The sequence below is a fragment of the Rhodoflexus sp. genome (assembly GCF_053489755.1).
The window spans coordinates 61,686-71,889 of the sequence record NZ_JBRCHD010000027.1; the positions used below are offsets into that span (position 1 = coordinate 61,686).

A 10,204-nucleotide genomic window follows, 5' to 3' on the forward strand; every position below is an offset into this window, starting at 1 on the left:
AATTGTTCTTGGGCTGCTAATTCTGCTATTGGGTGCAGCAGGCTGCAAACAGAAGCGCTCTCAAAGTGCACATTACATGAAGGAGAAGGAATGGAGCGAAAATTATCAAAAAAGAATGAAACAAGACGAGCAAAAAAACATCAAAAAAAGAAACCAGTCTAATCGAAAGCAATGATAAAAGCATGTGCAGCTATGCGAAAAGCCATTTGATTAGCATAATTTTGAGTGCTGAATCACACTTAAACATTTGTGCAATGACCAACTTAAGTATAAAGCATTTTGTATTGACAATCATGGCGATCGCTGCTGTTGTGTCTGCAAAGGCCCAGTTAAATATCCCTCAGCCAAGCCCTGCTGCAAAAATTACGCAGACATTGGGTTTAGGAGAGGTCACTGTAGCTTACTCCCGCCCATTAGTGAAAGGACGCACGATCTTTGGTGATCTGGTTCCTTATGGTGCTTTGTGGCGCACAGGCGCAAATGCTGCCACAAGATTTACCTTTACCGACGAGGTGATGATTGGTGGGAAGACATTGCCTAAGGGCGATTATTCTTTGTTTACTATCCCCGGACAAAACAGCTGGGTAGTGATCTTCAACAAGAATGCGAATGCAAGCACAGGCAGCTACAAAGCAGAAGAAGATGCCGTGCGTTTTGAGGTCAAACCCGAAACACTGCCCACTCCTGTTGAGTCTTTTACAATCAACTTTGCCGACGTAAAGACAAACAGTGCAGTGGTAGAAATCATGTGGGACAGAACTGCCGTGCGTTTCCCTATCCAAACAGAAGTGGACAGCAAAGTAATGGCACAAATTCAACGTGCATTAGACCCTAAGAGAGATGCAGGATTGTTTTTTCAGATTGCAAGCTACCTTTATGACAACGATAAGGATGTAGTACAAGCCTACGATCTAATCAGCAAGTCGGTGGATATGAATCCACTGTTCTGGACAGTACACCTGAAAGCAAAAATTGAGTACAAACTCGGTAAGTTCAAAGAAGCAATTGCCACTGCCGAGCGCTCATTGGCGATGGCAAAAGAAGCTAACAACAGCGACTACGTTCGCCTAAACGAAAAGCTGATTGCTGAAGCCAAGAAAGGAAAGTAAGCGAACAGATTGAAGTCATTCCGAGTCTTTCGGGATGACTTTTTTTGTAAAAGTTACCTGCTAGATCATGTTCTGTAACCAAAGTAGCAATTTGCTAGTAAGTTAATCTTTACATTTGTTCAAAATTTAAACAACCAACAGATGGAAAACCAACAAGTATATGCTATGCCACGCATCGGTGATAAGGCGCCGGACTTTGAAGCCCTTACTACACTCGGCAAAATCAAATTTTCTGACTATAACAAGGGCAAGTGGGTAGTATTTTTCTCACATCCTGCCGATTTTACGCCTGTCTGCACTACTGAAATGATGGGCTTTGCTAAGGAAAAAGCATTTTTTGCCGATAGGAATACCCTCCTCATAGGGCTTAGTATAGACAGCATCCACGCACATATAGCTTGGGTAAACGCTGTACATGAGAAAACAGGCGTTCTTTTTGAGTTCCCGATTGTGGCAGATATTGACATGAGCGTATCGAAACTATACGGCATGTTGCAACCCGGCGAAAGTGAAACAGCAGCCGTTCGGGCTGTATTTTTCATTGATCCGGAGGGGATTATCAGGCTGATTATGTACTATCCGCTCAATATCGGGCGCAATATGGAGGAGATCAAACGCGCTTTAGTAGCTCTGCAAACAGCCACTGTAAACAAAGTAGCCTGCCCTCTGGACTGGCAGCCTGGCGATAAGGTCATTGTTCCTGCGCCTAAAACCCTCGAAGAGTTAGCAGCCAGAAAAGCCAGCGATTTGGAAATGGTAGACTGGTACTTAGCAAAAACACCGCTGTGATCTGAAAGGGATTTTACTTCGGGATTCTCCGTATAAAAATTGGCGCACTTTGCAGTAATAACTAACTGCAAAGTGCGCCATAATTTCTCGTAAATTCTACAGATAATTACTAATCCTCTTCGTGGGCTTCTGCAACAGGCTCGCTGCGACGACCGCTGCCCCCGCGTGGAGCTTCTACTTTCAGCGTTTGCTTTTCTACCGCCTCCCCCGCGCGGATTTCCACAGTGTATTCACCTACGGGCAGGTAGTATTTCCCATTGCCCGCTGCATTAATTTTTATTTCTTTACCGTCTTTTGCGCTTGTCTGCATCTCTTTTTGCAATTCGGCGACCGCTTGTTCTTGGATGGAGAGGTCATAGTTTACTATGTTGATGCCCGCTTCGCTTTCATCATTGATTTCGTGCAATAACACGCCGCCCGCCGATAAAATGCGAATGTTGCTATTGGTAGCATTTTTAATAGTATAGTTCAGATAAAACACAATTGACCGCTCAGGAGTTATCGGCTCGGCAAAGTTGCGCAGCCGTCCCCATGTTTCTGAGACCGTAATCGGCTGTATGGGGAACAGATGCAACGGCTTGACTATCAGCTCTCGGTTGAGTTGTTGAATGTGTTGCACGTCGGCTACAAAAATAGAGCGTCCATGTGTGCCTACTACCAATTGCTTATCGCGAGGGTGAATGCGCAAATCGTGAACGGCAACGGCAGGCAGCCCGTTGTGCATAGCGGCAAACGATACGCCGCGGTCGAATGAAATATACAAGCCGTTATCTGTGCCTACGTACAATATTTGGTCGTTGACGGGGTCTTCGCGTACTACATTGATAGGTTCGGCAGGCAGATTTGCGCCGATACGCGTCCAGTTCTGTCCGTAATCGTCAGAAACGTACAGGTAAGCGTCAAAGTGGTCGTAGCGGTAGCCGTTGAGCGAGGCAAATACGCGCCCTTCGGCATGGTGCGAGGCAATGACGCGGCTCACCCAGAGTTTTTGCGGCAGTTTGTCCGAAATGCGCGTCCATGTATAGCCGCCATCTTTGGAAATATGAATTAAACCATCGTCCGAACCGACGTAAATGAGTCCGAAGCGGCGCGGCGACTCATCAATTGTAGTCAGCGTGCCATAAGGCACGTTGCCTTTGATGCCGCCTGCGGTCAGGTCGCCGGAGAGCGTTTGCATGGTTTCCCCTTTGTCTAACGAACGATGGAAGCGATGCGAACCCATGTAGAGAATATCCTGATTGTGGCGCGAGAGGTGAATAGGCGTTTGCCAATTCCAACGATATGGCGTTTCGCCCAAATCGTGGCGCGGCGTGATGAACTTCCGCTCGTTTGTTTTGGTATTGATGCGGAAATAGTTGCCAAACTGGTAGCCTGTGTAAATGGTCGCGTTGTCGCGGGTGTCAATTTCTACCTGCATGCCATCGCCGCCCATAATCATTTGATAGGGGTAGCGCCCGGTATCATGCCAGTCAAAACTTTGGCGGTAGTTACTTGGTCCATACCAAACGCCGTTGTCTTGCAAGCCGCCATAGACGTTGAAAGGCTGCGCCATATCCACATTGACAGCGTAGAACTGACCTACGGGAACGGTATTGAGCTTGTGCCAGGTTTGGCCGTCGTTATAGGTGATGTTGATGCCGCCGTCGTTGCCCAAAATCATATGACCAGGGCGATTGGGGTTCAGCCAGAGTGCGTGGTGGTCGGCGTGAACGTTGTCGGTATTTATAGCCCTCCATGTTTTGCCGCCGTCTTCCGACTTAATTAAAGGCACGCCCATCGTGTAAACTTTGTCGGGATTTTTGCTGTCTATGCGAATTTGGCTGAAATAATAGCCGTAGGTAAACACAAGCCCGTCTAATGGTTTGTCGTGCGTTTTGCGCCATGTTTTGCCGCCGTCGTCGGAGCGATAAACCTCTGCGCCTTTCACTTCAATTTCAAACAAATCGTCGTTGGCATTGATAAAATCTGCCAGCGCTTTTACGGGGTATTTCTTATCGGCGATGTCTTGCTTAACCGACTTGGGCGTGTATTTGGCAGGGATGCCGTAGCGTTCAAAGTAGGCTTGCAGGTCTTCGTCGGGCAGTTTGGCAAATTCTTCCGCCGTCATGGTGCGGAAAGCGAAAGGTTTGATGACTTCTTTGCCGGTCGGTTTTTCGGCAGGGCGGCTGTCCTGATTGTCTAAAACAGCATAAATGATGTTTGGATTGCCTGCAAAAACATCTAACCCGATGCGCCCTGTGCCTTCGGTATTGGGAAAGCCGCTGCCATCAACATTGAGCTTAACCCAGTTAGCGCCGCCGTCGAGGCTTTTGTAGATGCCCGAACCCTTGCCCGAACCTTTGAAATTCCATGCCTGACGACTGCGCTCCCACATAGCGGCGTAGAGTATTTGCGGATTAGTGGGATCTATTGCCAAATCAATTGCGCCGGTGTTGTTGTCTGTAAACAGGGTTTTTTGCCAAGTTTTGCCACCGTCGGTAGTTTTGTAAACGCCTCGTTCAGGATTGGGCGAATACAGATGCCCTAAGGCGGCTACCCAAACGGTATTAGGGTCGGTGGGGTGCAAGATGATGCGCCCGATGTGTTGGGTTTCTTCTAGCCCTAAGTGTTCCCATGTTTTGCCGCCGTCAGCGCTTTTATAGATGCCTGTTCCGGCATAGGAAGAGCGGCTGGAATTGTTTTCTCCTGTACCTACCCAGATATGAGCAGGCGTTGTGCCTTGCCACCGCACGGCAATATCACCGATGGTCATACTGGCTTGCGTGTCAAAAATAGGGGTCATCTGAGTTCCGTTGGAAGTGGTATGCCACAAACCGCCCGATGCGTAGGCAACCATGAACTGCGAGGGGTCAGTCGGGCAAACGTCCACATCTGTTACGCGCCCGCTCATCACTGTCGGACCGATATTTTTGAACGGCACATTGGCAACAATGGAACTTTCCTGCAACTGGTTGCGCAATTTGAAGGCTTCCATGCGTTTGGTCGCCGAAGTCGGCGCAGGCATGGCAGTTGCGTTGTTCTGCGGTTTTCGCTGCGCCATTGCAGGTGCGTAGCCCGCCATGAACAGCACAACGCCCAGCAAACCGCGCAAAATGGATTTACGGTAAAAAGGTGTCATCACAAAGTGGTTTTAATGCAATAGAATGATGTAAATGTCTGTAATTGAGTCGTAAAATACGCTTTCACGCCCTGATGCGCAAACTTTCACGGCAGATTCGTTGTTTACCGCACCACCTTTGATATCGTTATTTGTGTCCCTAATGCCATTGTTAACGCCGTTGTTTGTGTCCCCACAAACAACATGACTTCACTTACCACCAGCTTGCTGTATCACCTCGCGCTCAAATAAATCGCGGTGTGGAAAGGCTTTTACTGCCGAGAGGATGCGTTCCATTTCGGGGAGTATCTCAAAGCTGAAATAAGGACCGCGCCACGAACTCTGGTTGGTGAGCAGTACCCACGTGATGCCGTCGCTGCGGCGGCAAATGACTGCATGAGTGCCGCCAAAATAGCCTGTGCGCACCCATTCCTGCGGGTTGCAATAGCGCCATCCGATTTCAATGCAGCGGGCTGTATCTGAGGCAAAATTACCTGAATTGCAACTCATTTCGCGGATGCTCTGCTGCGACAACACATCGGGAACGGATGCCATGCCGTCTAATGAAAGCGTAAGGCGCAAGAGTTCCACAGGCGAGGCAATCCAGCCGCCTGCTGCTCCCAGCAGCGCCACGTCAGTTCCGCCGTAGGGTCGGCTGACTTTTGCGCCGCTGCCGCTGATGTCCGGGCGGAGCGATGCGCCCTCGTGGTCGTAATAGGTAACTTCGTTGGGCAGTTGCTCCTCGTAGCGATTTTTACCCATCTGCATATGGCGAATGCCCAGCGGCGCGAGTAGATTTTCCTGCACATAGCGCTCGTAGCTTTGTCTGCTTACTTTTTCAATCACGCGTCCCAACAGGCAATAGCCAAAGTTGGAATAGTCAAAAAAAGTACCCGGCTCGGTCAGCATTTTCTGCGATAGCATGAAGCGAATCAGTAGATCCAGATCGGCAGGAGGTTTTTGGCGCATGTGCGCGGCTACTTCCAGCGTGATAAACATGGGATCGGCGCGGAAAACATTCTTCCAGCCGCCGGTGTGTTGCAGCAAGTGCCGGACTTCAATCTGATAGATACGCGCATCTTTGGCATTCAGATAAAGACTATCGGTAAGAATGCCTGATGCTCCGAATACTTTGTCAGAAAGTTTGAGTTTGCCCTGTTCGGCAAGTTGCATGATGGCAGCGGCGGTAATCAGTTTGGATACACTAGCAACGCGGAAACGGTGCTGCGGGGTCATCGCCTCGCCCTTTTCCTGATTGGCTTGCCCGAAACCTTTGGCGTAAACCAATCGCCCGTCTTTGGCGATTGCCAGTGAAAGCCCGCCGATGAGCCATTTGGCGCGGAACTTTTCAATCAGACTATCCATCACACGCAGCGTTGTGGTGTCCGAATCGCTGTTTTGCAGCGCAGGCGGCGGCACTATCCGCACGACAGGTTTTAGTAGCGTATTTTCGTCTGTAACAGCCTTTTTTTCAGAGGATTGCACATGTGAACAGCTCGTTGTGACACAGTAGCAAAAAAGTAATGCAAACATGCCAATCATTGCCCGAATTGTCGTAACTTTAATAGCTGCCTGATTTTTCACTTCTACTTTCATGTTTTTTTTCGGTACACATTGAACCATGATGACTGACAAACAAATGGATGTACTGTCAACGCCTTGCAAATCTTGCGAGCAGTTGGCAGAAAACGAGTTTTTGCCCCTGTTTTGCCACTTTTGCCTGAGCCGCGAGTCGGAATTAGTAGCTCAGGAAACAAGCCTGCCCCAGCACAGTTACATTGATGTACCCTTCTATGCTCCGCTGCCTTCGCAACTCAACGAGCAGTTTGTACTGATGCTTTGGCTGACTTATGAAACCCAAGAGCGAACGATAGCTACTTGGCACGGCGTTTTTTCTGTTACCAAAACACAACCCGGTGCGACGCTGGCAGAAAAATTTACTAACTATGCTCGCATAGTTATACCGCAATTTAATAGAGTGAAAGACCTAATTTGCGCCAAGGTATCGGTTGCAAGTTTTAAAACTCTTCCATGACGAAATCTATGGTGCGCTTTTCAAGGTTGGTTGCTTTGAGGCGCACCTGTACTTTGTCGCCGAGGCGGATGGTGCGTCCGTAGCGCCTACCGACCACGCAGTAATTTTTGGCATCGTGCTCATAGTAGTCGCCGGGGATGTCGTTCATGCGCACCATGCCTTCGCAGCGCGTTTCGGTGAGTTCTACGTACACGCCCCATTCGGTAACGCCCGTAACTACGCCCATAAGCAACTTGCCGCGCAGTTTGCCTGCCTGTTGCATGTCCTGAATGAGTTCTACCTGCTTGTATTTAATGCTGGCCCGTTCGGCATCGGCAGCGCGTTTTTCCATGGCGCTGCTGTGTTTGCAGCGTTCTTCGTACTCATTGCGGTTGACCTGCGCGCCGCCGTCCAGATAGTGTTGCAGCAGGCGGTGCGCCATCATATCGGGATAGCGCCTGATGGGCGAGGTAAAATGAGTATAGTGTTTAAACGCCAGTCCGAAATGCGGCAGCGGGTCGGTCGTGTATTTTGCCTTTGCCATAGCGCGGATAGCCAAATGTTGCAGCACATTTTGTTCGGGTTTGCCTTCTACCAGCGAGTTAAGTTCGTTGAGCGACTTGGCGAGGTCTTTATCACCGGTTTTGATGCTGTGCCCAAATTGCTTGGCGAAATTGGCAAAGTTTTCTACTTTTTCTTCGTCGGGTTTGTCGTGTGTACGATACACCATAACATTGCGTTCTTTGCCCTTGCGCATCTGATAGACAAACTCCGCTACCTGCTTATTGGCAAGCAGCATGAACTCTTCAATGAGTTTATGTGCGTCTTTGCGGACTTTGGTGAAAATTTCAATAGGCTTTTTCCTTTCGTCTAAGCGGAATTTTACCTCCGTTGTCTCAAACAAAATAGCGCCGGACTGTACGCGCTTGCGCTGCAATATTTTGGCAAGTTTGTTAAGTGCAAGAATCTCTTCCGCAAAGTTGCCTTTTTGGGTTTCAATTACTTGCTGCGCTTCTTCGTAGGTAAAGCGGTGCTGCGAACAGATAATCGTTTTGCCGAACCATTCGCTAACAATACGCCCGCGTTCGGTGATTTCAAAAACGGCTGAAAAAGTGAGTTTTTCTTCGTTGGGGCGTAGCGAACAGAGTTTGTTGGAAAGTTTTTCGGGCAGCATCGGCACGCACCTGTCCACCAGATAGACCGAAGTAGCGCGGCGGTAGGCTTCGCGTTCAACCAATGTGCCGGGCACTACATAGTGCGTAACATCGGCAATGTGTACGCCGACTTCGTAGTTGCCGTTTGCTAATTTGCGAAACGACAAAGCGTCGTCAAAATCCTGCGCATCTTCGGGGTCAATCGTAAAAGTCGGCACTCCCCTGAAATCGCGCCGTTTGGCAACTTCTTTTGGGGTGATAGCTTCGCTGATTTGCTCGGCTTCTGCTATGACCTCTTCAGGGAATTCCATCGGCAGCTCGTACTCTGCCATGATAGAGTGCATTTCCGTTTCGTGTTCGCCCGCTTTGCCCAATACTTTGGTAACAATACCGAAAGGATTTTTACCCGCTTCGTCCCATCCTGTAATGGCAGCTACGACCTTTTCGCCATGTTTCGCACCTTTCGTATCGGTTAGGCGGACGAATATGTCGTGGTACATTTTGCGCTTGTCGGGGATGACAAAGGCAAAGCGCGGCGAAAGTTCAATCACGCCGACAAAATCGGTGCGGAATCTGTGTATCACCTCCACAATCTCGCCTTCGGGGCGGTCGCTTTGGTTGTAGCGATGAATTTGTACGCGCACTGTGTCGCCGTCAAGGGCTGTTCCGGCATGGCGGCGGCTGACGCGGATGTCGGGAAAACTGCCGTCTTCGCTGGTAACAAACAGAAATTCGGGATTCACATAATCCACTCTGCCCGTCAGGGTTTCTTTTTCCTGTACGCTGCCTTTTTTGGTCAGATAGATCAACTGTCCATTGCGCTGCAAAATTTCTTTGCGCACCAGCAAATCAACCATTGCTTCTACGACCGCGCGCGCTTGTAAATCGTTGGCATGCAGTTTTTTAAATAGCTGTTTGAGTGTGTAGGTAGTGTTTTTGGAGCGCTCGAACAAATCGGTAAGTCTGTGTTGCAACTGGCGCGGGTCGTAACTGTCCGCTTTGAGTTTATTTTTCTTTGCTTTCGGTTTTTGCTTCTTCATAAATAAAAAATATGCCGGTTCATTGGCTGCTATTATTCACAGCTGAGCGCGTGTTTAACTTTTAAATATAGCGCATTTTAAATAATTTTGCCTAATAGCTTGGCGCAAGTCATGCTAACTATGAGTCATCCCAAACTTTGGAACGCTGAAAGAGGCTGATTAGGCAGATTTTTACGGATTTTTATTAACTAAAAACACAGCGTTTATCTGTTGTTATCCGTCTAAATTCGCATTTTATGTAGGTTTTAGGGACAACTCATAGCAAATGACCCCGTAGTTCAACGGATAGAATAGAAGTTTCCTAAACTTTTGGTATGGGTTCGATTCCCGTCGGGGTCACTGAAAATTTATCAGAACGCTGATTGCGCCGACTTGCACGGATACTCTTGCATACAGTCTGACCCACAGGGTCAGACTGTATCTCATATTTAGACAGCCTCTTTACGTAACAGTCTTAATCATCAATGCGCCGCTGCCGTGTGCAGACTTGTTTCAGTTCTGATCTGCTCAAGGGCAGCCTTGATGCGCTGCAATTCGGACTGTAAGGTGCTTCCCATCTGCTCATTAGATTTTTCTAAGATTTGAACTTGCGCCTGCAAGGACTCTATTGCTTTCCGTTGCGTTTCGATAAAGGCTTGTTGTTTCTCGATAAGGTTTTGTTGCTCTTGTACGGACTTGATGAGCGGCATGATAAAATCTACATAACGCAAAGCATACGCTTCCTTTTCGTTGTGGGGGATGTCTATGCCTGTAAAAGTTGAGTAGCCGCTTTCTTTCATAGCTTGCTCTACTTCTTGGGCAATCAGCCCTGTAAAGCGCGTCGTTTTAATTTGGCTATGGTCTATTTTTTTTACCAAGCTATCAGGCGTTCCCCAGATTTGGTGCAAGATTTCAGGATTTTCGTTGTAGCTTACAGGGCGTAACCGCAGGATAAAATCTAAACCTTTCACATCTTCGGAAATATTGCTTTTCAAACGCCTGTCGGAATAGGCGGTAATGCC

At 48.5% G+C, this 10,204-nt stretch carries 7 protein-coding genes and 1 tRNA gene; 4 read left to right on the top strand and 4 right to left on the bottom strand.

Features of this window, described 5'->3' with window-relative positions; all coding sequences use genetic code 11:
• The first annotated feature begins 254 nt into the window (after positions 1-254).
• Positions 255-1,109: a DUF2911 domain-containing protein gene (locus ACWIP2_RS06205; protein ID WP_448519041.1), complete on the top strand. Its 855-nt coding sequence runs from the start codon at positions 255-257 to the stop codon at positions 1,107-1,109.
• Between the two features lie 141 nt (positions 1,110-1,250).
• Positions 1,251-1,898, top strand: coding sequence for a peroxiredoxin (locus tag ACWIP2_RS06210; RefSeq protein WP_448519042.1), 648 nt, complete (start codon positions 1,251-1,253; stop codon positions 1,896-1,898).
• A 109-nt stretch (positions 1,899-2,007) separates the two neighbouring features.
• On the opposite strand, the gene ACWIP2_RS06215 is transcribed toward ACWIP2_RS06210, so the two are convergent.
• Together ACWIP2_RS06215 and ACWIP2_RS06220 are read right to left on the bottom strand one after the other, a co-directional pair.
• Positions 2,008-5,016, bottom strand: a complete 3,009-nt coding sequence (locus ACWIP2_RS06215; RefSeq protein WP_448519043.1) for a WD40/YVTN/BNR-like repeat-containing protein — start codon at positions 5,014-5,016, stop codon at positions 2,008-2,010.
• Positions 5,017-5,205: 189 nt separating this feature from the next.
• Entirely contained in the window at positions 5,206-6,480 is a 1,275-nt protein-coding gene (locus ACWIP2_RS06220; protein WP_448519044.1) for a serine hydrolase domain-containing protein, read from the bottom strand.
• Positions 6,481-6,616: 136 nt separating this feature from the next.
• Here ACWIP2_RS06220 and ACWIP2_RS06225 point away from each other — a divergent pair, with 136 nt between their 5' ends.
• Positions 6,617-7,030 (top strand): hypothetical protein, encoded by a 414-nt coding sequence (locus tag ACWIP2_RS06225; protein ID WP_448519045.1) that lies wholly within the window; start codon positions 6,617-6,619, stop codon positions 7,028-7,030.
• On the opposite strand, the gene rnr is transcribed toward ACWIP2_RS06225, so the two are convergent.
• Positions 7,014-9,203: a ribonuclease R gene (gene rnr / locus ACWIP2_RS06230; protein WP_448519046.1), complete on the bottom strand. Its 2,190-nt coding sequence runs from the start codon at positions 9,201-9,203 to the stop codon at positions 7,014-7,016. The genes ACWIP2_RS06225 and rnr overlap by 17 nt on opposite strands.
• A 267-nt stretch (positions 9,204-9,470) precedes the next feature.
• Between rnr and ACWIP2_RS06235 the strand changes: the two genes are divergently transcribed.
• A tRNA-Arg gene (locus ACWIP2_RS06235) sits at positions 9,471-9,542 on the top strand.
• 122 nt (positions 9,543-9,664) lie between these two features.
• On the opposite strand, the gene ACWIP2_RS06240 is transcribed toward ACWIP2_RS06235, so the two are convergent.
• Positions 9,665-10,204 (bottom strand): tail fiber domain-containing protein (locus ACWIP2_RS06240; protein WP_448519047.1); only part of this gene is annotated, 540 nt, incomplete at its 5' end.